The following is a 25,273-nucleotide window of genomic DNA, read 5'->3' on the forward strand; positions in this document are numbered from 1 at the left end:
CTTGTTTGAAGCAAAGAAATTAAAATGAATGAAGAATCCTCATAATTATGAGATTCTTCATTCATTTCGATCAAGGTTTATACGATTCTTTTAGTCTTTAATTAACCAGTTAAGATTGGCTTTATGCTCAACATATTCAATTATCGTACCATCAAAATGTTTTACAGTCATATTCATTCCTGAGGGTACTATTTTTAAATCTCTAATAATAGTAGCACCATTATTTAATAAAAATTCTTTAAATTGAGCAATAGAATCAACTAAAAATGTTGCTTGAGTGTCTTTAAATGGCTTTAATGCTTCATCAGAACCACTTATTATCAAAATATTTCCAACTGTAGCTAATTCTAAGCTTGCTTCAGAATATTTAAATATATTGCTGCATTTTTTATTTAAGATTTTTTCATAAAACTTTATTGCTTTTTCCATGTCATTTACATAAAAACGATTTAAAACTTTTTTTATTTCCATTTGTAATCATACTCCTTTTCAAAATTGATTTCTGCTTTATAAGCTACTATAATATTATGGTAATAGATGTAATCATTCAAGTACGTACTTTTTTATTAGATACTAACCAAAATAGTACTATTGAGGAGGAAAGAGGTTTTAATGGGAAGAATATTAAAAAATCCCCAATCTAATAAATCATGTCCAATAGCAACAGTACAATATTTGATTTCTGGAAAATGGAAAATGATAATATTATTTCATTTAAGTGAAAAAACAAGGAGATTTAATGAACTTCAAAGATTATGCAAACAGATTTCTCAACCAATTTTGGCAAAACAGTTAAGAGAACTTGAAGATGATGGATTGGTCCATAGAGAAATTTATAAGGAAGTACCTCCAAGAGTGGAATATTCATTAACAGAAATGGGATGTTCTTTTGTTCCTGTATTGAAAACTATGGGAGAGTGGGGGAAAGTTTATATAAATTCTATGGAAGAAAATGAGTAATCCTTTCAGATGACATTTGACAGAGGACAATGAAGGTGAGTTTTCCTCCTTTCGTCAGAAAACTAATTTATTTTTAAGCTTGTTTTGCTAACGCAAAATAAGCTTTGAATTTATACAAGTCAGCAATGTTTCAATATTAAGTGAAAATTTTATATGTGCGAAAGTTGAGTTACTAAATTTATAATAGTATTTATAGTATAATGGTACTAGAAGGAAGTGATATTATATGAGAATTTTAGTTGTAATTCCATTAAGTGAAAATGAAAAACAAAAACTTAAATCAAAGATGCCAGAAGCAGAGTATATTTTTATATCAACTAAAGAAATTAGTGATGAAATTGTAAAAAGTGCTGATATAATTATTGGAAATGTTCCTCCAGAGTACATAAAGGGAAGTAAAAAGCTTAAATGGCTTCAGTTAAACAGTGCAGGTACTGATGGATATTGCGAAGCTGGTGTAATTCCTGAAGGAGCATACCTTACAAATGCATCAGGTGCCTATGGTCTTGCAATATCTGAACATATGCTTGGTATGTTACTTGAAATTAAAAAGAAGCTGAATTTATATTATATGAATCAGAAAAAACATATATGGAAGGATGAAGGAAATGTTACTTCAATAGAAGAAAGTACAACATTAGTTGTAGGTCTTGGTGATATTGGAGGGAATTTTGCTAGAAAAATGAAGGCACTTGGAAGCTATATCATAGGAGTAAAGAGAACCAAAGGACAAAAGCCAGAATATATTGATGAATTATATACAATGGAAGCTTTGGATGAACTTTTGCCTAAAGCTGATGTAGTGGCTTTAAGTCTTCCTGGGACAAAGGATACTCACCATTTGTTTAATAAAGATAAATTTAATTTAATGAGAAAAAATGCAGTCATTCTTAATGTGGGAAGAGGAAGCTGTATATGTACTGAAGATTTGTGTGACGCTCTTGAAAATGAAATCATTAGTGGTGCAGGCCTTGACGTAACAGAGCCAGAACCGCTGCCACCTGAACATAGATTATGGGATGCACCAGGGGTTGTTATTACTCCTCATATATCAGGATTTTTTCATCTTCCAGAAACTTTAAGAAGAATTGTTAACATAAGTATTGAAAATCTTGAATATTTTAAAAATCACCAGCCATTAAAGAATATAGTGGATTTTAAAACTGGTTACAGAGTTAATAAGAAAAAAGTTTAATAGAAGTATATTAAATTATTTATAAAGTCATAAGTAAAAGATATTAATAAATATAATGCTGAATAGAGTGATGATGGTATTTATAACTGTTTATCACTTTTTTATTATAGTAAAATGACTCAAAATAGCATTTGAAATTTTTAGTTTTATAATATACTTCTTAAATACCCATAAGAGATCTTACATCTGAATTTTTTGAAGATTTTATATCAGATGCTAAATTGTTAAGGATTTTTTGAAAAATTAATACCTTTCAATTTAAGCAAATTTATTAATGAATTTGCAGTGTAGTATAAGTTAGAAAAACTTGGATTGCTATCATATTCAGTGTGCATAGAGGATTTAGAACTTACTTTCTGAACTTTATCCTCAGAAGAATCTGAATTAGGAGACGAACTTGTACGTGTACTTGTAATATATAATTGAGGGTTTGAAAGGGCATTTATCTGATAAGCTTGATTATAATAGCTATAATTATAGTAATTAGAAGAAATGTTCATAATTTTACCTCCAAAATTCCATTTATTTTCTATATTAATTGAAAATTTTGCATGTACGAAAGTTGAGTTATGATATAATATAAAGGATTATATAAAAAATATATTATTGGAAATATGAGGTTATGCAATAAATACAAAATAATATACAATAAGATTAAGGGGTTAGATTTATGAAGTTTTCAACATATGATTTTATTTCCATGTCAGAGGATAGAGTTAATGAGGATATTGCCTATGCAGAGAATAATTATGGCTGGGTTATAGATGGTGCAACAGGACTTAACAAAACTAATCTGACAGGTTCTAAAGGTGATGTGTATTGGTTTGTTAATGAATGGAATAATTATCTTAAAGACAATATTTTAGATAAATCAAAAGATATTAAAGAAATTGTTTCTAAAGGAATGGATTTTATAGGTAATAAATTTAATAAAATTTCTTCAACAAAATATCCTGATAAAGTTGATTTGCCAGCTGCTTCTATAGCTATAATTAGAATTAACAATAATAAAGTAGAATACTTTTTACTTGGAGATTGTACACTTATAGTTGAGAATAATAATGGAAAGTCAAGTATTATTAAACAGATGTTGCTTGATAAACTAGATAATATAGCTAAAGCTGAAATGAACAAGTTAATGTTGAATGAAGGAATAAGTTTTATTGAGGCTAGACAGAGAATAAATCCACTGCTTATTAAACATAGATTGCTTAAAAATACTCCAGAAGGTTACTGGACATTAGGATTTGATAAAAATGCAGTAGAAAATTCCCTTTATGGGTATTTGGATTTGGAAGAATGTAAAAAGGCTTTATTAATGTCAGATGGGTTTTCAGCAATTTTTGATAATTACAAATATATGCAGGCTGATAACCTTATTTCAATTATTGAAAAACAAGGATTGCATCAAGTATATAAGACTATAAGACTCATTGAAAATGAGGACGCAGATGTAGTGAAATTTCCTAGATTTAAAAAAAGTGATGACTCATCTGCAGTGATATTCTTGCAATAAAGTAGTATTGTGCTACAAAATAAAACTTTAATATTTAAACTGAGCTCATACAATTTTTAAGGGAAGCTAGTAGCTTCCCTTGCTTTGCTATTTATTAAATTTATCAATTGTTTTTATTTAACATGTTGTTTGACAGTGCTGTGTGCAGAACTACCTGCAGATGTTGTCTGTGTAGTAGTAATAAAGTAAGGTTTAGTTAGCTTTTTTCTAAAGAATATGATAATGCTGCTTTACAATGAAGTTTAATGGTGTCAATTAGCGGAATATCTATATCTTCTTGATTTATTAAAAGTGGTAGTTCAGTGCACCCTAAAATTACACCATCAACATTATATTGACATATGATGTCAATGAAATTTTTTTTGGTATTGTTCATTACTTTATTTAAGACAAGTTCATCAAAAATCATGGAATTTATTTCATCTTGGTGTTTTAGAGATGGAGTTAATACGTCTATACCATATGCTTTCAATCCTTCTTGATAAAAAGAGTTTTGCATAGTGTATTTTATTCCTGTCAATAACACCTTTTTTAATTTAAGCTTGGTACATTCTTTTGCAGCTGTATCAACAATACTTAGTATAGGTAAATCTATTTCCTGTTTTACAGTGTGAAACACTGAATGAGGAGAATTTGCAGCCATTATAATAAAGTCAGCACCAGATTTTTGTAAATTATTGATTCCATTTATAATATAATTTGTGTATTCAGAAATCTTATTTTCATTTTCTAAATCCGTGAAATATTGAAAATTTAAGCTATTAATTGTTATTTCAGGGTAATAATAATCTGAAAATTTCTCATAGTACATATTAAGTATAGTTTTATAATATTGAATTGTGGAAGCAGAGCTTATTCCACCTAATATTCCAATTTTTTTCATAATTTTATACTCCTTTGTTTTTTAGATAGAAAGATTTGTTGTCTATAGCCCTCATTGTAGCTAAAATGCCATCAAGATGATCATATTCATGCTGTATCAATTCTGATAGATCGCCTTCAAACTTTATTGTTCTGTCTATAAAGTCTATATCTTTATACATAACAGTACATTCCTTATAACGGTTAACTTTTACTAAAAGATTTGGAAAGGACATGCAGTCATCCATTACTTCCATGATTTCCTTGTTGTCAAATTTTAATATAGGATTAATAAAAACTATAGGCTTATCAATATACATATATATTAATCTTTTAAATACACCAATTTGTGGAGCAGCAATTGCTCTTCCCGCATTATATTTTTTGCGAAAGTCAATTAAAGTATCATGCAAATCTAAAACAGTTCCTTTTATTGAATCTAGTTCTTCCTTTTGAACAAGTAAGCTTTTTTTATACAAAGCATCATTTCCAAGTAACAGTATTTCTTTTAACATAATATAACCTCCCTATTAATACTTTTGATTTAGTCTTCTATATCAACATATATTCTCTTATTGATTTTTCCTTTGCTTTTATAATCTACTATTTTTATTTTTCCAACTTCAGAAGTATTTTTTACATGAGTTCCTCCATCTGCTTGAAGATCTAATCCCTCAATTTCAACTGTTCTTATTTGTTTAATTCCTTCTGGCAAAAGATTTATTTTTGTTCTTATTAAGTCAGGAATTTTTAAGGCTTCTTCCCTTTCTAAAATATTTACCTTAATATCTCTTTTGCATTGTACTTCTTTGTTAACCTTCTCTTCAATTTCCTCTACTAATGCCTTATCAAAGTTTTGAAACTCAAAGTCCATTCTTCCTTTAAGACAATCCATATCTCCACCAGTTACCTGTGCTTTATAATCTCTCCATACAACACCACATAGAATATGCATAGCTGTATGAGTTCTCATTAATTTATACCTGTGATCCCAATCTATTTTTCCTGTGCATATTTCATTAACTTCAGGAAGTTTTCCATCAATATAGTGATATACATCATTTCCTTTTTTCTTAACTTTTTTAACAACATACTTATTTACATCCGTTTTTAATACTCCAACATCACAAGGTTGACCACCTCCCCCTATATAAAATGCTGTTCTATCCAAAATAACGGCATTTTCAGCCTCATCTGTACTAATAACTTTACATTCAAATTCCTTTATGTAACTGTCTTTTTGAAATATTAATTCAGTCATTTATCATTCCTCCTAAAATTTGTTTAATATCATTAAATTAAAGTTTGCAACTATGTTTTTAAGAATATGCTATCCATAAATTTTATAGGCGTCAGGATTTGCTGATGAAAAGCAAATGGAATCTTATTTGTAAATTTGATAAAATAATACTATAAAATTGTAACTATAAAAAGGTACGATTTTTATAAAATTTAGGGGGATGGTTTTTATGGAAATACCAATATTTATTGATAAACATAATGAAAAACCACTTTATATTCAGATATATCAATTCTACAAAAAGGCTATACTGGAAGGAACACTTAAAAAGGAGGATAGGCTGGAATCCATAATGCAGCTTAAAAATAGACTTGGTATAAGTAGAAATACAGTTCAGGCAGCATATGATCAACTATTATGTGAAGGATATATTTACAGTAAGAATGGAAGTGGATATTATGTAGAAGCTATAGAGCATCAGATAAAAACTATTAAAAATGAAAATAGACATTTAAAGCTTAAAAAGTTAAAAAGTATCCATATAGATGATAAGGTATACCATTGCAATTTTAAGCCTGGTTCAGTGGATCAGGAAAGTTTTCCATTTGCCATCTGGAGGAAAATTGAGCAAAGTGTTATGAAAAAAGAAAACATAGATATATTAGCTTATTCAGATCCTAGAGGTGAATTTCAACTAAGAAATCAAATTGCAGAATATGTTAAAAATTCAAGAGGAGTTGCTTGTTCACCTGAGCAGATAATTATAGGCGCAGGAACTCAAACCTTAATGGCAATATTATGTGACTTATTTAGTGAATCAAACAATAAGAATATTGCTTTTGAAGAACCAGGATTTTCAGCTGTAAGAAAGGTTTTTGAGTGGTATGGATATAATATAGAGCCAATTGAATTAACAAAAATGGGAATGAATATAGAAAAAATTGAGGAGATTAAAATAAATCCTAAGTTTATATATGTAACACCATCTAATCAACATCCTTTAGGAATGTCTATGCCTGTTTCAAATCGTATAAAACTTCTTAATTTTATTAATAAGTGTGGTGGATATATTATTGAAGATGATTATGATAGTGAATTTAGATATAATGTAAATCCAATACCTTCACTTAGAAATTTGGATAGTGAAAATAGAGTAATTTATCTTGGAACTTTTTCTAAGACTCTTTTTCCTGGAATGCATATTGGTTATATGATTTTACCTGAAAATATAATGAATACTTTTATTGAAAAGGGAAGCTTTATAAATCAGACTGCATCAAAAATTCATCAGCTTACCATTGCAGAATTTATGAAAGAGGGTTTACTTGAAGCTCACCTCAGAAAAATGAGAAGTATATATGCTAAAAAGCAGAAGTTTCTTATAAATTGTATAAGAAAAGAATTTGGAAATAATGTTCAGGTTTATGGTGAAAGCTCAGGACTTAATATTGCACTTCAGGTAAAAAACAATTTAAATGAATTGGAATTGATAAATAAAGCTTTAGAAAATGGAGTTAAGGTTTATCCTATATCATTTTATTATTTTGATCAAAATAATTATAAGAAAAACAATATGGTACTAATGGGATATGGACATTTAAGTTTCGAGAAAATAGAAAATGGAATAAAACTTTTAAAAAATGCATGGTTTTGAATCCTATATAAAAATTTATTATACAATACAAAGATTATGTTAACTAAGTTTAAAAGTAAACTAATCATATGTGTATTTCTCTTTTCGTTTTCTGAATATAAAAAAACAGCTCTACACCATGAAGTGCTGAACTGCTTATGTATCAAAATCTATTTAGTTAATCAAAGAATATCTATTGCGCCATAGCCGTCAATTTGCACGATTTCTCCAAGATGTATAGGCACAGGAACTTTATAAAACGGTGCATAAGTTACAAGAGTATGATATTCGCCGTTTTTGCCACAAACATCAGCTCCGGTTTGTCTTATTTTATCCACAAGTTCAGTGGTGAGTTCTCTGCCTAAGAATTCATCATCAAGATACTTATGGTCAACAACTTTAATAACAGCAGTAATGCCAGATTCAATTTCTTCTTTAACTGACGTTTCTCTGGAAGTTCCCCAAAGTGGAGTAAAGCATTCAAGTTCTGCGGCATTACAAACGTTCTTATTCCATTCCAAATGCTCCTCTATATCTATATCACCAAAGACGCACACCTCAGCACCTAGGGTTTTAGCTTGTAGCAAAGCATTTGTAAAAGCTTCAACATATTTCTGTGCTCCAGTAGAACTGGCTGTTATAATCGGTAAACCGATTGAGTCGGCAATCTTTTCCGCTATATTTTGTGATATGCCGTGGAACCACGATCTACTATCCCTTTCATTTATTGCAGTGATAAGACAGATAGGCTCGTGTCCCGCTTCAATCATTTTATACATGGCAAGAGCAGAATCTTTGCCAAAACTATAAGACATTGCAAATTTCAAATCTTTCACCTTCTCTTTAATTATTAATTATATAGGCTTTTAATGAATTTTTGAATAAATGAATTCACGTAAATCGTACGTAGTTACAGCTAGCTTATTCCCACTTATACATAATGCTGCACCATATGAGTTTTCATTAACTTGTTTATAACCTTCAGCGTGAATTGTGCCCTGAGAATTAACATTTCCATACCAAAGAGCTCCTTCTCCTGTAGCAGAGAAGAAAAAGGATAATTGAAGCACATAGAACTAAAATTCGTTTAAATCTCATAAGTTCTCCTTTCGGTCTTAACAAACTTTTTAAACATTTTTTTAAGATTTCAACATAATTATTATAGCACTTTGCAATATAACTTTGTACAAGTATTTTTAAAATATGGAAATATACACTAAATATTAAAGTTTTAACCAATTGCCAATGACAGCCATATATCTTATTGAATATTTTTCATAATAATTAAATTATACATAATATATTTGGCAAGACTCTTAAGTGAGTTGATATAAATGCCAAACAAGGAAAGAGGTAATTTTAAAGGTGATATTCATCATATATTGCAAAGAGGCAATAACAGGGAATATATATTTCAGGATTGAAGCAACAATTAAGTCTAGATTGCAATGAAATTGTGATTAAATTGTAACATTTACAATATAAAATAAAATCATCAAATGGAGATTAAATAAGTTTTCAGTTTTTAGACTAAGTTTCCATAAAATAATTACACAAATGAAATATGAGGGGGATTCAACATGAATTTTATTAAGAATTTAAAAATCGTACATAAAATTACTTTACTTTCTGCTAGTTTCTTTATTTTTCTTTTATTGCTGGGTGTTACTTCAATATTACAAGCATCAAAGGTAAACTATGGAATTAAACAATTAAGTGAATCAAGATTGGCACCAATTGTAGAATTAGAAAAAGCCAAATCCAATATAGAGTATATAAGAACTAAATCTAGTTCATTAATGGATGCAACAGATGATAAGACAAGAGAGACTGTAAAAGCTGATCTTACAACTCACATAAAAGCTGTAGATAAAGCTTTAGAAAATTATAAAAATAACAGCGAATATAAAACTTTACTTGATAACTATGATAAATTTATATCAGCTGAAGAAGCTTTTATAAAAATAGCTGAAACTGGAAATATTACCAAGCAAGGACCTCCTACTGAAGCAATTAATCTTGATAAAACCAAAATTTCTGTTGTGGCATCTTTTGATGAAATTATAAATAAACATGTTGCATCAGCAAATTCTACATATGAAATAAGTAAAAAGGTTTTTGGAAGTACAATGATTATAATAATATCACTTGTAGTTGTATGCTTGATTATAACAGGAATTTTATCTTGGATTATAATTAAAGAAACTGTTGTTCCAATTAAAAAGGTTACTGAAAGATTAAAACAGATTTCCAATAATAATGGAGACTTAACTCAAAGAATAGGATATGAAAGCAAGGATGAAATAGGAGAGCTTAGTTCAAATTTTGATATGTTTATTGATAAGTTGCATTTGATTATTAAAGAGATATATGGTTCTGCAAATACTATTTCAGCCTCAAGTGAGGAATTAAGTATGGCAACAAAAACTACTGCAGAGTCACTTAACACTATATCAGAAACTGTTTCAGAAATAGCATCCAGTACTTCTGATGGAGCAGCTGTTTCCGAAGAAACTTCAGCACATCTTGCAGAAGTAGCAAGGTTTACTGAAGCAACTTCTTTAGCAACCAAAAATACTACAAGGAATAGTAAAAGGGCAAAAGGAGCAGCAGAGGATGGTTCAATTAAAATATCTGAAATTGTTTCATCTATAACAGACATAGAAGATTCTTCTAAACAGGTATCTTTTATGATAAGTGAATTAGATAATTCCTCAAAAAAGATAGGAGATATTATTCAAATTATAACTGGCATATCAGAACAGACCAATATGCTAGCACTAAATGCAGCAATAGAAGCAGCACGTGCAGGAGAAGCTGGAAAGGGATTTTCTGTAGTAGCTGATGAAATAAGAAAGCTTGCAGATGAAAGCAATTCTGCAGCCAAGCAAATATCTGATTTAATAAAAGAAAATCAGTTAAAATCTGCTTCAGCTGTAAGTTCAGTTAGCAAAGTAGAAGAAAAAGTATCTCTTGGAGTTAACAAAGCTTCTGAAGTTGGACAAATTATGAAAAATATAATTGAAAATACACAGGAGATTGTAAATGAAGTAGAAGAAATTGATAAATCTACAGAAACTCAAGTTGAAAGTACTAAAGAAATGGAGATGGCTATAAATACTGTAGCTGCTAACTCAAGTGAAATAGCAGCAGGAACTGAAAATATAAGCGCAAGTATTGAAGAACAATTGAGCATTGTGAATGAAGTTGAAAGAACCACAGAAAATTTATCAGAAATGTCAAGAAAATTAAAAGAAATAGTTTCTGGATTTAGAGTATAAAACAATTTAACAGCATATATAAAGTGAGCTTATCAAAATGCATGCATATGAGTTTTGATAAGCTCTTTTTATAAATATTTTTATCTGGCATGAAAAGGTTTATGAAAATTAGATATACAATACAATAATTATGTTAACTAAATTTAAAAGTAAACTAATAATAGAAACAAAATTTAAAAATAATTGGTAACTTTGACTATTATATCTGTCTTATGATAGCATTTAAAGACAGGATATATACTCAGGAAGAGTTTAATATATAGAGGTAGAAAGGAGTGGCTTTATGGATTGGCTTAGTGCAATGAATGAGGCAGTAAAATATATGGAGGATAACATTACTAAAAAGTTTGACATTGAGAAAGTAGCTAAAATTGCATTGTCACCACTAGATTATAGATGTGAAATTTGGGTTCCTATTAGAAAATAAAGAAAATGAGGTTGTCATTAAGAATAAATATTACAATATATTGAATTTGTCATTGATTTGTAAAGCAATATATTGTATATAAATTTCTTAATGCCATAGCCTCATTTTTTTTATGTAACAAATCTAAAAAAATATTTTTATTAAATCTCGATTTACAAGGTAAAAATTAGATGAAATGTATTGTATAAATAAAGGAATTAGGGTTAAACTGTAGAATTTATTACATAGATGCAACAATTATGGCATTATTTTATAATGTTCCTATTTCCATATTTAAAATATGTGGTATGAGTTTGTTAGATATTGCAAGTGGAATAATGAATTCTAATTATGTAGTAAAAAGCGTAAGAATGTGCTAATATATTTAAATAATAATGGTTGTAAATAGTGATTTCTTTTAGATTTAATAGGTAAAAATATGCTGTGTTTTTATTGTAGAAGTATTTAAAAAAAGACTTTTAATTGCTCAGCAAAAATTAATTATTTCATTTGGAGGTATATATGAGAGTTATTAGTGTCTCCAGCCTGAAGGGAAATGAAATCCTTGGAAGGCAGATTTATGATGAATTTGGTAGAGTTTTACTTAACGTTGGAGTAAAATTAAAACCTTATTATATAGAAAAAATTAAAGAACTTGGGATTAGTTCAGTATATATTGATGATGATATATCAAAAAATGTTGTTATTGAAGAAAGTATTTCTGAAAAGACAAGACAAATGAGTAAAAGTGCTGTTAAGGAAATGATTGGAAGATATTGCCGTGAGGGTAAAACTGACGACAGTAGTGTTATGAATTCAGTTAACGCAGTAATTGAAGATGTAGTATCTAATAAAGATGTTTTAATAAATGTTGCAGAAATAAGTGCAAGTGATAACAACATATATTCCCATTCGGTAAATGTTTGTGTATTATCTACAATAATAGGAACTCATATGGGATACAGTGTTATGAAGCTTAAAGATATAGCTGCAGGTGCTATGCTACATGATATAGGCAAGATAAAAATTATGAATGATAGTAAACTTTTAGATAATTTTGAGACTAAGGAAGAATTAGATAAATATATTACATTAATGCATCCAAAAGTTGGTTATGATTTTTTAGGATCTCAGTATATTTGGAGTGCATCCGTTAAGGTAGTTGCATTAATGCATCATGAAAGAAGTGATGGCAGTGGATATCCTTTAAAATTACAGGGTGATGAAATAAACAAAATTGCAAAGATGGTATCCATATGTGATGTGTTTGATAACTTAATATCAGGCAGGAACGGGTTGGAAAGTAAAAATGTACATGAAGTTATTGAATATCTTGTGGGTGTGAGCAATAATTATTTTGATACAGAAATGGTAAGAAAATTTACCATGAACATAGCTGCTTTTCCAACAGGTAGTGCAGTTATTTTAAGTTCAAATGAAAAAGGTTTAGTAGTAAAGCAAAATAACTCAATGCCAATGCGACCTGTGGTAAAAGTTATATATGATAAGTTTGGAAATTTAATTTCAGAACCTTATGAAATTGATTTATTAAAAGAATTAACTCTTTTTATTACACAAACTTGTGAACTTTAAATTTAAGGAGGACGTTATGAGTTGTGAAGGCAATTGCATAAATATTAAGTATTCCAATGATTGTTTGAAATTAATTAATAATACTTTTGAAAGACTTTTAGATGTAAATAGTATTAATTATCAGATTGAGTTAAAAAAATCATTAGAAGAAATAGGTTTATTTTTTGATTTGGATAGAATTTATATCTATTACTTTTCTAAAGATCCTACTTTTATGCAAATAGAATGTCAATGGAATAAGAAAGATATAAGGCTAAAAAGGGAGGTAGAAGAAGAAGAGGTAGTTTATGCTCTCCCATGGTTGATTCGCGAGATTAAGAATAAGGATTTTGTTGTAATAAATAATGCAGACGAATTTCCTGATGAAGCAGTATTTGAAAAAGAAGCTTTTTTTAATGAAGAAATCAAAGCATCTCTTATAGTTCCATTAAAAAGCGAAAATAAATTAATTGGATTCATAGGTCATGAAAGTTTATCAAAGTCTATGACATGGGAAGAATATCAAGTTAATATATTAAGAGACATTTCAAAGGCTTTTTCATATACAAGAGCAAGAATTGTAAAGGAAAAAACATATAAAAAGGCTCTTAGTGGACAAGCAATTTTGCTTAATAATTGTGAATCACAGATTTGGGCTTTAAGTAATGTTACTTCTTATGCAACTGTTAATGAAGCTCATGCAAAGTTTTTTGGAAAGAAAAAAAGTGATTTAGAATATCAGGATTTATACGATATATTTGATATAGATACTGCAAATAAGCTTTCTGCAAGCAATTGGGAGTTGTTTCAAAATAATGGGCCAGCAGAAAAAGAGCTTGAGATTAAAAACTTTCGTGGTGAAAATAGACTGCTTCAAATAAAAAGTAAGCCACAGAAAGATAAGACAGGTAATATTAAGTATCTTATTTGCACTGCTGAGGATATTACAGAACAGAGATTATCAGAAAGAGAGTTATACAAGGCAAAAGAGCAGGCTGAAGCAGCAAATATTGCAAAGAGTCAGTTCCTTGCAAACATGTCTCATGAAATAAGAACTCCAATGAATGGAATATTTGGATTTCTTGATTTGCTTCAATCTACTAATTTGTCTTTAGAACAAAAAGACTTTATACGTGAAGCAAAATCTGCTTCAGAGGTATTATTATATATTATTAATGATATATTAGATTTTTCAAAGATTGAAGCTAAAAAGCTGACTATGGAAAAGATTAAATTTAATTTAAGAAATACTATAGAAGATGCAGTTTCGCTACTTGTTCCTAAGGTAGTAGAAAAGGATCTTGAACTTTATACTATGATTAAAGAAAAGGTTCCAGAAGAAGTTATTGGTGATCCATCAAGGCTTAGACAGGTTTTAAATAATCTTATAAGTAATGCAGTAAAATTTACTAAGAAGGGTGAGATTTCTGTTACAGTTGATTGCTTAAATGAAGATAATGAAATAGCTTTACTTCACTTTGAAGTAAAAGATACTGGGATTGGAATTCGTAAGGATAAGATTAATAAGATATTTCAATCATTTAGTCAGGCAGATACCTCTACAACCAGAAAGTATGGAGGCACGGGGCTAGGACTTGCCATATCTAGTGAATTGGTAAAAATGATGGGTGGTGAAATTCATGTTGAAAGTATATTTGGAGAAGGGTCTACCTTCAAATTTAATGTGCGATTAAAGATTGCAAAAAGAGCATCAGAGCATAAATTTGCGTTTGAAAAGCTTGATGGTGTTAATATTTTGATTGTTGATGATAACACAAACAACAGGAAGATTGTTACTTCATATCTGCAAGGAACAGGGATTAAAGTATTTGAAGCTGAGAATGGTAGTAGTGCCATTACCACAATCCTTTCAAATGCAAATACAAAAAACAAAATAAATGTTGCGATTATAAACTATCATATGAATGATATGAGTGGTTATGAACTTGCAAATACATTAAAAACAATACCCTTTGCAAAGGATACTAAATTAATACTTTTAACTTCTATGACTCAAAAGGGGGATGCTAAGGCTGCTAAACAACATGGATTTTCATCTTATTTGAGTAAACCTGTCAGAAGAGACGATTTACTCGGTTGTATCGCCATAGTATTAGGGCTTAAAAAAGAAGAAGAACAGCAAGTTATAACTAAACATATAGGTAAGGAAGTTAAAAATGAATTAAAACCGAATATTTTATTGGTTGAAGACAATAAAATGAATCGTAAAATTGTTATAACCATGCTTAAATCACATGATATGACCTGTGATGTGGCAGTGGATGGTAGTGAAGCGCTGAAAGCAGTAGCAGAAAAAGATTATGATGTTGTTTTTATGGATTGTCAGATGCCAGTAATGGATGGGTATGAGTGCACATCTAAAATAAGGCTATTAGAAGGAGATAAAAAGCATACTACAATTATTGCAATGACTGCTAATGCTATGGAGGGTGACTCAGAAAAGTGTATTAAAATTGGAATGGATGGTTATATCAGCAAACCTATTAATTTTGATACTATGTTTAGCATTATAGAGGAGAATACCAAAGACAGAGGGATTGTAAATAATTATAATAGGATAATAGATGATAATATTGATTACTTTGTAAAAACCACAGGACTTGATAAAGAGGATGCAAAAGAAATACTTGAAGAATATGTAAGGTGTTTACCTGATTTATTGTCAGGTATTAGACATGCTATAGATGATAGTGATTTTGATAAATTAGCTGGTTTAATTCATGAGTTAAAAGGTTCTTCAGGAACTCTAAGAATAGTTTCGATTCATGAATTGGCAGTAAAACTAGAGAAGGCAGCTTTTAAGCAAGAAATAAATGAATGTGCTGTATTTTTTGATAAAATAAAAGACCTACTTCACTAAAGAGGATCTTTAAAAATTAGAGTTATAAAGGAGTTTTTTTATATGAAAAAGGTACTAATAGTTGATAATTCATCATATATGAGGATGTTTGTAAAAAAGATTATTGAAAAAGGAGGTTTCCATAGCATATTTGGTGCATCAAATAAAGATGAAGCCATAGAGATGTTTAAGATTGAGAAACCAGATATTGTACTTTTAGATTTGAACATGTCTGAATTCAGGATGGATGGTATTCATGTATTAACTGATATAATGAAAATTGATCCTAAAGCAGATGTAATTATTATGTCGGCAGTAGGACATGAAGAAGTAAAAGATGAATGTATATCACTTGGAGCTAAGGGCTATATTAGGAAACCTTTTGATACTGAAAGTTTACTGAAAGTATTAGAGGAATTCAAGTAAGATTATACAAACTCTGCTTTTACAATTATGCATAATTGTAAAAGAGATTATTATTTTATTTGAGTATTGGCTTTAAAATAATAAATCTAGTTTTTTTATTTAATATGCCGAATGGAATGAAATATAGTAGTGATTGGTATAAGATTATGGTAAATATAGCAGTTAGTGAAAATTTGAGGCTATATAAATACAGAAATTCGAAAAAATATTAAAAAAATGTATCTAATTTTATAATGAGTCAGGTATTTTACATATTTAGAAGTTTAAAAATAATGTTTGAATTTTAGACAATACAATAACATGATCTAATAGAATAAATTAAGAAGCTATGCGTAAATAACGCAATATAGCTTCTTAATTCATTTAATACAGTAATTTCAAAACGTTGTAATAGTATTAAAAAATTAGAATAATATGATAATGTTTTCCTGTGTACAAATGTCAATAAAACAAATTTTAAACTAAAATGTTTGTTTCATATTTTGGTAAGATTTTATCTTATATCAAGTTATTTCAAACACTCCCCTTAGGGCAATGTTTGAAGGCTATAAGAAAATAATGTTTAAATTTTCAAAATTATCAAAACTGATTTTTGGTACAGAAAGGCTTATAAAATACTGAATTGGCAATAATAAGTAATTTTTATCTCACAAAATATTGGAATAATATATATTGAATAAAAAAAATTGACATTACCCTAAGGGGGAAAGATTATAATTAATTTGTTGAAATTTATTATAATTAATTTAGAAAAATTGTAAATAGAGGTGATGCAAATGAAGATAGTATTATGATCATATTTGTCATTTTAAATTTGTAAACTGATACTTAATAGGTAAAAAACACCTTTAAAAGGAGGAATACAATATGAAATTTAAGAGTATTAGAAGTGCAACTTTAGTAGTAATATTACCTGCAATATTAATGGCAACTGTTGCCATGTCTTTACTGAGTTACTACAGTGCAAAGTCTTTAATTAGTAAACAAATAGAAGATAAAATGAATTCTCAGTTAGGAGAAAATATTAATGGGATAAAAGCAAGTTTACAAAAGCATGGCCAAATTCCTGCTACCCTATCAAGAATAGTGGAATCATCATATAATACAATGACAAAAGAGAATTTTATGTCTTTAGTACAAAAAGCGCCTACTACCAATCCAGATACGTTGGGAACAGGTGTATGGTTTGAACCTAATAAATACAAAAGTGATATAAAATATTTTGCTCCTTATGGACATAGAGATAAAGACAAAATAGTATATACAGATGATTATGCTACAGAACAATATAATTATCCAGGTCAAGATTGGTATACTATGGCGAAAAATACAAATAAAATTGTAGTATGGTCAAAACCATATTATGATGAAACTTCAAAAGCTACTATGGTAACAGTTTCGGCACCTTTTTATGACGAAAATAAGCAATTTTTGGGTGTAACTACTGGAGATATAGATGTAAGTAATATCCAAAAAATGATCGGAAATATTAAAGTTGGTGAAAAAGGCAACGCAATTCTTCTGTCAAGAGAAGGAATTTACATGGCAGGAGCAGATTCAAGTAAAATTATGAAAACAAACATTACTCAGGATTCAAATTCTAGTTTGGCAGCTGCAGGAAAAGAAATTCTAGAAAAGAAAAAGGGAGAAATAACATTTAATGATTCCAATGGGAAAAATAGATTATACTATGCTAGTGACAATGATACTGGATGGACTGTTGGATTGATCATTTCAGAAAAAGAATTATTTTCCCCACTTACTGTATTAATGCTAAATTTAATAAAAATAATTGCAGTTATCTTTATTATAATAATATTAGTTGCTGTTTTTTATAGTAAATATATAACTGATAAAATAAAGCCAGTTAGTGAACTATCAAAAGTAATTGCTGATGGAGATCTTACTCAAAAATTAGAAATAAAATCTGAAGATGAATTAGGCCAAATGGGTAAACACTTAAATGATATGGTAAGTAATTTAAAGGATATAGTATCAGGGGTTTCTTCAGCTATTGAAAGTGTAGTGGCTACTTCTGAAGAATTAACAGCTAGTTCAGATCAAACAAAGGTTGCAGCTGATGAAATAGCTCGTTCTGTACAGGACATGGCTAGTAATGAAGAAAAGCAAAATGAAATAACTGATAAAGTTTCAAAGGCATCAGAAATAGTATTTAATGGAATGAAAAGTATATCAGATAGTGTGGACAAGGTTAATAAATCATCCATTGAGTCATGCGATAAAGCTAAGGACGGAAATAAGGTAGTAGAACAAGCAATTGAACATATGAATAAGATTAATGATAAAGTAACTACATCATCAAATATTATTAATGTATTGGCTCGTAAGTCTAATGAAATAGGGAATATTGTATCATTAATTACTGATGTTTCAGAACAAACAAATCTTTTAGCGCTAAATGCCGCTATTGAAGCATCTAGAGCTGGAGAACAAGGACGTGGATTTTCAGTTGTCGCTGAAGAAGTTAGAAAACTTGCTGAGGAGTCTGGAAATTCGGCAAAACAAATTAATGTTTTAATACTTGAAATACAGAATGAAATAGCAAGTGCAGTAAAATCAATGAATGAGGGAACTAACGCAGTAAAACAGGGAATAGTAGTAGTAAAAAATACGGGGGAATCTTTCCAAAGCATTTTATCTGCTGTAGATGATGTATCAAAGCAAATGCAGAAAACATCTAATGAAGTTGTTGAAACTTACAATGGTACTAAAGAAGTGGTAAATTCTATGAATAGAATTATTGAAATAACAAAGCAGTCTTCAGAAGGTACACAAAATATAGCAGCAGCTACTGAAGAGCAAAGTGCACTTATGAAAGAAGTAGCAAATGCAGCAGAAGTATTGTCTCAAATGGCAATGGAATTGGAAAGAATCTTTAGCAAATTTAAAATCTAGAGATAGTTATTAAAATATTAAATGCGTTGATAGAGAATATAGAAATTCTTAAATCAACGCATTTATTTTTAATGCTAAATAGTAGTATCAGAAGCAGATAAAAATTTTAATCTTTCTAACTTGAAATTTGATTTTGCCAATATTTCTGGCCAAATATTGACCATTTGATATACTTTACTTTTTCTCTCTTCTGATAGGTTGTTCCAGGAAACAAGTGCAGGATCAGTTTTTAACTTGTTATCTTTAACATCTCCATATTTCCATCCATTATTTTTCCTAAAGCGACACCAGCGTGTATGCTCATCTTTAGCTAAAATGTCTAATTCCTTTTCTGTAAATTGGATGTATTCTGGATTTTTCTTAACGGAAATAATATCATAATTAATTTTTAGCAGAGAGTTTGGAATATGCATAGCCTGCTCACGATTAGAATTTTTAAGTTCTTCGCTAAGTTCTTCCCATGGTACAAGAAAATCTATAAGATCCATATTTGTATTATTTTCATTAAGCAATCTATATTTATTATGAATAGCTATTGCAAGATTTTCAATTTTTTCACCATAAAAAGCATCCTGCATTAAATGTCTTAAAAATTGCTCTTCGTCTACATGCAATTTTAGCTGTTCTTTAGAAGGTAAGTCAGATTGTTCCCAAGTTTTAGCATTAGTTAGCATGCTCATTTCCAGTATTGCTTCCATGGACCTTGATTCATGTTTATATCTTTTAATTTTTAATAATGCCCTAAGTACACCATTATCAATTTGAGCTTCTCTGCTGTCATTTATAAGGTAAGGAACCTTTCGTTCTAATAATGAACGAAGTAGCATTGCTCTTCTAATTATAAATAATTGATCCTTTTCATCTGTTTGATTTGGACCTAGAATATTTACATAACCTCTTAATCTACTCGTAAAATCTGGACCCTTTGCGCCTTTAAATTCTACTGAAAATTTCTTGCTTTCATTTTCTTCTTTTATATCTTCACCAATAAACTCTTTAAAAGTACTACTTGTTCCTCCAGCAAATACAAAAATTGCTTTTCCTATAGGATGAACGGAATCACCGTCTCTAAATATACCATCCTGCATAGGAGCTAAAAAGTATTTTAGCCAACCTAATTTTCCTTCAAAAGCAGAGTCAAATTCATCAAAAAATACTAATGGAAGCTTACCCTTTAATGAAAAATCTCTCATTTTATGAAAGGCACTAATTAAATCCTCAGGTGCTCTAAATTGAGATAAATTAAAATCTAATTTCTCAATTAATTCTGGTGCAATACTAGAAGCTATTTCTGTTATACCAAAGGATTTTCCTGAACCTGGAGTTCCAAATACAGCTATAGAAAGAGGTCTAACTGAGTTCTTAGTGGAAATGTACTCACACATAAGGTTTTTGATACTTCTATAACTTTCTATTTCCGTTCTATCTACAGTTTGTAAGTTACCAAACTGTGCTATAGGTATAGATTTAAGTACATTTTTTACTCCGTTTTTTACGATATTGTAGGCTATTTCAGCTAAGTTAGAAGAACTCTTATCTTTAAGAATATACCAATAAGCATTATTTTCTTTAGTAGGTATTTTCACATCTTGAATTAATTCTTTATATATAAAGTCATTTTCCTCTTCAGTGAATATTGAGGTGATTGGAAATTGAAACTCTTCAACATTTTTTCCAAAGCCATTAACGAAATATTTTTGTGCAGCAACAATTCCTTCACGTATTCCGTCTGATATTAACGAAGATAATTCTTCATTATTGTGAATTCCTGAAGTAATGCTACGGGTAAGTCCAGCTGTAAAACAGGAAGTAAGCCCATACATTTTTCCCTGATTATCCTTAAAAGAACTTCCTTCAGATTCATAAGGTATAAAGTATAGATAGGCTTCATTTATTCCTTCATCTCTATAATAAATAGCACCTTCAAGACCTAAAGGCACTATAAGGTGATGACAACTAGCTAGAAAAGAAAGATTAGGATTATTCTGAATCTGCCATAAAAATTCTTGTGCTGTTTTTTCCCAAGAAAGACTTTTACTTATATTAACTCCCTTTGAACGCAAATCATCTCCATTTATAATAACTATAGTTTTTTCAATATGAGATTTTTCTAGTTGTTTCCAAAGAATACTAGAACCTATAGGATTATTCATTTTATATAAAACTATTGGAGATTTTTCAGTTGCTTTTAAGGCTAAAGGCCAAAATTCTTCATTAGAGTTGAAGCCATTATTTTCATCATCTATTACAACTATGTTGGCATCAACATCATCATCAGCTATAGGAAGTAGTTTAGGAGTATTACAGGATGGTCCAGTAAATCCTAAAAAGCGGTTTATTCTATATACTTTATCAGTATTTTTTTCATCTAAGGATACAGGAAAAAGATCTAATTCTGCTGTTGAACGAAGAAAATCTTTTGACAGGTTTGCTTCAATATTATCCATTTTAGGTGAACGTATATCAGCATCTGTAGCCAAGGCTACAAGTTTTGATAGAAGTAAAGACTCACCTGATCTAAGTACATTATGTATGTTTAAATGAGTTTGCCAATTTAAACCCTTATTATTTTGTGGTTCTGTTATCCATTGCAGCGAATTTATGCATATATCTCCTGTTACAACGATTTTTAAACTTTTGTTATTCATAATGCTAACTTCCCCTTTCGTAAATATAACCCTAAATATATATTTATAAATAATATCTCAAATTTACCAAATTTACAACCTTTAATTATTATTTAGACAATAATGAATAAAATAAGCATTTAAATTGTTATTAAATAAATTTTCTTCATAAAAAAGTATTTAATGAATAAGGCAAGTAGCCATGGAAAAGATATTGTTGATAAAGCTTTTAAGGTGATTAAAAAAGTAGAAATCGTCATTGAATTAAAAAAATGCTATGGGGTGAAGAAGTGAATGTTTATAAAAGTAGAAAATCTTAAAAAAAGTTATAGTACTGAAGATGTAACTACCCATGTATTAAAAGGTGTAGAAATGGCTTTAGATAAAGGAGAAATAGGAATAATACTTGGTCCTTCAGGTTCTGGTAAATCAACATTGATTAATATTATAGGTGGAATAGATCGCTGTGATTCTGGTTCAGTTGTAGTACAGGATAAAGATGTCACGAAACTTTCAGATAATGAACTTACAAATTACAGAAGAGAACAAATAGGCTGTATATTCCAATTCTATAACTTAATATCTAATCTTACAGTAGGAGAAAATGTGGAAGTAGTTTCAAACATAAGCAAATCACCTTTCCATATTGATGAAATGCTTAAGGCTGTAGGAATGTCAGATAAGAAATATAGATTCCCAAAAGAATTAAGTGGTGGAGAGCAGCAAAGAGTTTCAATAGCTAGAGCTGTAGTAAAGAATCCAAAACTTTTATTGTGTGATGAACCTACAGGAGCATTGGATTTTGAAACTTCAAGAGAAATATTAAAGCTTTTGCAGAAGATTAATAAAGAATTTGGAACAACTATACTTATGATAACTCATAATACAGCTATAAGTGCTATGGCAAATAGGGTGTATAGAATGAGAAGTGGGCAAATTGTAGAAAGTACAATCAATAAAACTACTATACCTGCAGAAAGGATTGAGTGGTAATGATTATTAATAAGAAAATAAAAAGAACTATATTGGAAAATAAGTCTCAATACTTTGGTTCTTTAGCACTCATTATTATAAGTTGTATTTTATTTACTATGTTTAATCTACTTTCAGATAACATGACAAATATAATTTCTTTTTTTGAAGAAAAGTATGTTCAGGAAGATGCATACTTTACAACTAATAGGAAGTTAAATAATATTTCAGAACTTGAATCAAAATTTAATATGAAAATAGAAGAGAGCAGTAGTTTTGATTATTCAGTATCAAAAGATAAAGTTATAAGAGTATTTACTGAAAATACAAAAGTAAACATACCTGCAATAATTCAGGGTAAAACTTTAATTGAAAGCGGTATTCTTATAGACCCAGCCTATGCAAAAGCTAATAAGCTAAAAGAAGGCGATACTATAAATATATATGACAAGAACTTTAGAATAGCTGGTTTTATGTCTCTTCCTAATTATATTTACCCACTTAAATCAGAGGGGGATATATTAGCAAATCCTAATAATTTTGGAGTTGCAGTAATAAAAAAATCAGATTATAGTGCTATAAACAAAGGCAATATTTTTTATTCAATAAAATTTAATGGAGATAAGAAGGATTTAGAAAATAGAATGGTACAGTTTAAAGAGTATTTAAGAAGTCAAAATAATATTATTACTAATTGGATGAATTCTTCTGCAAATTTGAGAATAACCTTTGTAAAAACAAAATTAAATGGAGTTAATGAGGTAAGTTCTTTCATTCCTACAGCTATTCTACTACTTTCTTGTATATTAACAGGAATTGTTATGTGGAGAATGTTAAAAAGAGAATCTCCAGTTATTGGAACCTTGTATGCTCTAGGATATAATAAAAAGCAAATTCAAAATCACTATTTAAGATACCCATTATTTATTGCTATAGCTGGTGGAATAATTGGAACTATAATTGGAATTTTCACCTTAAGACCTATGATAAATCTTATGATTTCGTACTTTAATATGCCTGTAGGCACTATAAGGATTGATATAAAGTATATGGCTGTAAGCATATTTATGCCAGGTATATTTTTAACTGCTGCTGGTTATTTAGTGGTTAATAAAGCACTTAAGAGTTCTCCTTTGGAGCTTATGAGAGGTGGAAGAGAAAATAATAAGGTTGGATTTTTAGAAAGAAGTTTAAAATTGGATAAACTAAAATTTTCTACTAAATTCAAAATAAGAGAACAGCTTAGAAGTATACCAAGGAGTATATTCTTACTACTGGGGGTTACTATTGCTACAATGCTACTACTTATGGGATTTGCATCAAAGAGTTCAATGGATTATGTCATGAAAGAAGGATTTGAAAAAGCATTTAAATATAATTATCAATATATATTCAATTCTATTCATCAAGGAACTTCTGTAAAAGGAGAAGCTTTTTCTGAATTACCTTTTACATTAAAGTCAAATAATAAAATAAATTTGGCAGTGTATGGTATAAGTCCTAATTCAGAATCCATTGTTTTAGAAGATAAACATGGTAATAGATTAAGTACAAATAAGGTAATCATTACAAGGCCATTATCAGACAAATTAAATGCAAAAATTAAAGATACTATTAAGATTATTGGTAAGGTTGACTCTAAAGAATACAGTATAACTGTAGATAGCATTGCTGAAACCTATATTGGTAACTATATTTATATGCCATTATCACAGTTTAATAGTATGCTAAATTATAAATCTGGCAGTTATTTTGGTTTATGGAGCAAGGATAAATTAGATATTCCAGAAAATCAATTATTAACTACATTATCAGTAGATGATATGAAAAATGCTGTTAACTCAATGACTCAGCCAATACAATTATCTGTAGGAACTATAGCTTTTATGTCTTTTATTATTGGACTTATAGTTATATATGTTGTAACTTTTATGATTGTGGAAGAAAATAAGGAAAATATATCCCTTATGAAAATTTTAGGATATAGGAAGAAAGAAATATATTCAATGATTTTAAATAGTTCATGGAGTCTAGTTGTAATAGGATATATTCTAGGTATACCAATGCTTTTAGTATCATTAGGTGCTATGCTTAAATCATTAACTAAAGAAATGAGTATTTCTCTGCCTTTAAGAATAAATTATATATACTTGATTATTGGTTTTTTAATTATACAATTCACTTATGAGATATCTAAAGCTTTAAGCAAGAAAAAGGTGGATGGAATTTCTATGAATGAGATTTTGAAATCTAGGTTTGAGTAATATCTAAAATTTTATAATAGGTTGAAATTTTATATTCAATCCATTCTTCCTCTATTTTAAGGGAAAATATTGTTAAAAAAATAACAACAATATACTTTTTAGAACTATTTGATAAAAAAATTATTAGAAGAAATGATGGGATTAAAATACTATTTATACAATACTTTGATAAATTTGAATAAAGCATAATTAACGTTAATATAATAACTATTATGGAAATTTTATGAATATTGTGCTAACATTAAAAGTACTAAGTGGTCATACCATACTGCCACTTTCAAAAAATGGATGTATGATTGGTGCTTGGATTACAATAATTTAATTCAAAGTTTTAGTTGAAACATTACAGTTGTTGAGTTGGCAATGATATGGTAATAAAGTTTTTTATAGTCATTGTAAACGTTTTTTTGCATAAGTGCTTATATATTTTGTAGTTTTGGATATATGGCATTTAAAAAAAATACTACCCTAGTGGTATGACCATAATACTATAGTACCACTACACCGATATAAAAACATATAGGAAAGATTATGTAGAATTAAT

The 25,273-nt window shown here is 29.0% G+C and carries 20 protein-coding genes; 12 read left to right on the plus strand and 8 right to left on the minus strand.

What is annotated here, in order from left to right; translation table 11 throughout:
- Nucleotides 1-90: 90 nt before the first annotated feature.
- Nucleotides 91-471 (minus strand): VOC family protein, encoded by a 381-nt coding sequence (locus tag HBE96_RS25465; protein ID WP_169300514.1) that lies wholly within the window; start codon nt 469-471, stop codon nt 91-93.
- 141 nt (nt 472-612) lie between these two features.
- Here HBE96_RS25465 and HBE96_RS25470 point away from each other — a divergent pair, with 141 nt between their 5' ends.
- Both HBE96_RS25470 and HBE96_RS25475 read left to right on the plus strand, forming a co-directional pair.
- The gene (locus HBE96_RS25470) at nt 613-960 is read left to right on the plus strand and encodes a winged helix-turn-helix transcriptional regulator (RefSeq protein ID WP_169300515.1); all 348 of its coding nucleotides are present in this window, start codon (nt 613-615) and stop codon (nt 958-960) included.
- Between the two features lie 226 nt (nt 961-1,186).
- Nucleotides 1,187-2,155 (plus strand): D-2-hydroxyacid dehydrogenase, encoded by a 969-nt coding sequence (locus HBE96_RS25475; RefSeq protein WP_169300516.1) that lies wholly within the window; start codon nt 1,187-1,189, stop codon nt 2,153-2,155.
- A 224-nt stretch (nt 2,156-2,379) separates the two neighbouring features.
- Here the strand turns inward: HBE96_RS25475 and HBE96_RS25480 are convergent, their stop codons facing one another.
- A complete protein-coding gene (locus HBE96_RS25480) occupies nt 2,380-2,655 on the minus strand; it encodes a hypothetical protein (RefSeq protein ID WP_007059642.1) in 276 nt (91 codons plus the stop codon).
- A 170-nt stretch (nt 2,656-2,825) separates the two neighbouring features.
- Between HBE96_RS25480 and HBE96_RS25485 the strand changes: the two genes are divergently transcribed.
- On the plus strand, nt 2,826-3,671 hold the full coding sequence (locus HBE96_RS25485; RefSeq protein WP_169300517.1) for a protein phosphatase 2C domain-containing protein: 846 nt from the start codon (nt 2,826-2,828) through the stop codon (nt 3,669-3,671).
- Between the two features lie 196 nt (nt 3,672-3,867).
- On the opposite strand, the gene HBE96_RS25490 is transcribed toward HBE96_RS25485, so the two are convergent.
- From HBE96_RS25490 to HBE96_RS25500, 3 genes are read right to left on the minus strand one after another with little or no spacing between them, the layout of a single operon-like run.
- Nucleotides 3,868-4,554 (minus strand): aspartate/glutamate racemase family protein, encoded by a 687-nt coding sequence (locus HBE96_RS25490; RefSeq protein ID WP_206155075.1) that lies wholly within the window; start codon nt 4,552-4,554, stop codon nt 3,868-3,870.
- A 4-nt stretch (nt 4,555-4,558) separates the two neighbouring features.
- Complete coding sequence (locus tag HBE96_RS25495) at nt 4,559-5,047, minus strand: peptide deformylase (protein WP_169300518.1); 489 nt, start codon at nt 5,045-5,047, stop codon at nt 4,559-4,561.
- A 29-nt stretch (nt 5,048-5,076) separates the two neighbouring features.
- On the minus strand, nt 5,077-5,793 hold the full coding sequence (locus HBE96_RS25500) for an alanyl-tRNA editing protein (protein ID WP_169300519.1): 717 nt from the start codon (nt 5,791-5,793) through the stop codon (nt 5,077-5,079).
- Between the two features lie 208 nt (nt 5,794-6,001).
- Between HBE96_RS25500 and pdxR the strand changes: the two genes are divergently transcribed.
- A complete protein-coding gene (pdxR, locus tag HBE96_RS25505; RefSeq protein ID WP_169300520.1) occupies nt 6,002-7,426 on the plus strand; it encodes a MocR-like pyridoxine biosynthesis transcription factor PdxR in 1,425 nt (474 codons plus the stop codon).
- Nucleotides 7,427-7,587: 161 nt separating this feature from the next.
- Here pdxR and HBE96_RS25510 read toward each other — a convergent pair whose 3' ends face one another.
- Both HBE96_RS25510 and HBE96_RS25515 read right to left on the minus strand, forming a co-directional pair.
- Nucleotides 7,588-8,232: a Dph6-related ATP pyrophosphatase gene (locus HBE96_RS25510; RefSeq protein WP_169300521.1), complete on the minus strand. Its 645-nt coding sequence runs from the start codon at nt 8,230-8,232 to the stop codon at nt 7,588-7,590.
- A 39-nt stretch (nt 8,233-8,271) separates the two neighbouring features.
- Entirely contained in the window at nt 8,272-8,475 is a 204-nt protein-coding gene (locus HBE96_RS25515; RefSeq protein ID WP_169300522.1) for a hypothetical protein, read from the minus strand.
- Nucleotides 8,476-8,985: 510 nt separating this feature from the next.
- On the opposite strand from HBE96_RS25515, the gene HBE96_RS25520 reads away from it, so the two are divergent.
- From HBE96_RS25520 to HBE96_RS25545, 6 genes are all read left to right on the plus strand, one after another.
- On the plus strand, nt 8,986-10,686 hold the full coding sequence (locus HBE96_RS25520) for a methyl-accepting chemotaxis protein (protein WP_169300523.1): 1,701 nt from the start codon (nt 8,986-8,988) through the stop codon (nt 10,684-10,686).
- A 283-nt stretch (nt 10,687-10,969) separates the two neighbouring features.
- Complete coding sequence (locus HBE96_RS25525) at nt 10,970-11,113, plus strand: hypothetical protein (RefSeq protein ID WP_243187068.1); 144 nt, start codon at nt 10,970-10,972, stop codon at nt 11,111-11,113.
- Nucleotides 11,114-11,614: 501 nt separating this feature from the next.
- Nucleotides 11,615-12,685: an HD-GYP domain-containing protein gene (locus HBE96_RS25530; protein ID WP_169300524.1), complete on the plus strand. Its 1,071-nt coding sequence runs from the start codon at nt 11,615-11,617 to the stop codon at nt 12,683-12,685.
- A gap of 16 nt (nt 12,686-12,701) precedes the next feature.
- Nucleotides 12,702-15,545: a GAF domain-containing hybrid sensor histidine kinase/response regulator gene (locus HBE96_RS25535; RefSeq protein ID WP_169300525.1), complete on the plus strand. Its 2,844-nt coding sequence runs from the start codon at nt 12,702-12,704 to the stop codon at nt 15,543-15,545.
- 42 nt (nt 15,546-15,587) lie between these two features.
- Complete coding sequence (locus tag HBE96_RS25540) at nt 15,588-15,950, plus strand: response regulator (RefSeq protein WP_169300526.1); 363 nt, start codon at nt 15,588-15,590, stop codon at nt 15,948-15,950.
- Nucleotides 15,951-16,817: 867 nt separating this feature from the next.
- On the plus strand, nt 16,818-18,866 hold the full coding sequence (locus HBE96_RS25545) for a methyl-accepting chemotaxis protein (RefSeq protein ID WP_169300527.1): 2,049 nt from the start codon (nt 16,818-16,820) through the stop codon (nt 18,864-18,866).
- 74 nt (nt 18,867-18,940) lie between these two features.
- Here HBE96_RS25545 and HBE96_RS25550 read toward each other — a convergent pair whose 3' ends face one another.
- The gene (locus HBE96_RS25550) at nt 18,941-21,514 is read right to left on the minus strand and encodes a RyR domain-containing protein (RefSeq protein WP_169300528.1); all 2,574 of its coding nucleotides are present in this window, start codon (nt 21,512-21,514) and stop codon (nt 18,941-18,943) included.
- Nucleotides 21,515-21,787: 273 nt separating this feature from the next.
- On the opposite strand from HBE96_RS25550, the gene HBE96_RS25555 reads away from it, so the two are divergent.
- Both HBE96_RS25555 and HBE96_RS25560 read left to right on the plus strand, forming a co-directional pair.
- Nucleotides 21,788-22,486 carry an ABC transporter ATP-binding protein gene (locus tag HBE96_RS25555; RefSeq protein WP_169300529.1) on the plus strand — a complete coding sequence of 233 codons (699 nt, stop codon included), beginning with the start codon at nt 21,788-21,790 and terminating at the stop codon, nt 22,484-22,486.
- Nucleotides 22,486-24,729 carry an ABC transporter permease gene (locus HBE96_RS25560; protein WP_169300530.1) on the plus strand — a complete coding sequence of 748 codons (2,244 nt, stop codon included), beginning with the start codon at nt 22,486-22,488 and terminating at the stop codon, nt 24,727-24,729. The genes HBE96_RS25555 and HBE96_RS25560 overlap by 1 nt, the downstream gene beginning before the upstream one ends.
- Nucleotides 24,730-25,273: the final 544 nt, after the last annotated feature.

Source organism: Clostridium muellerianum, assembly GCF_012926525.1.
GTDB classification, from domain to species: Bacteria; Bacillota; Clostridia; order Clostridiales; family Clostridiaceae; genus Clostridium_AM; species Clostridium_AM muellerianum.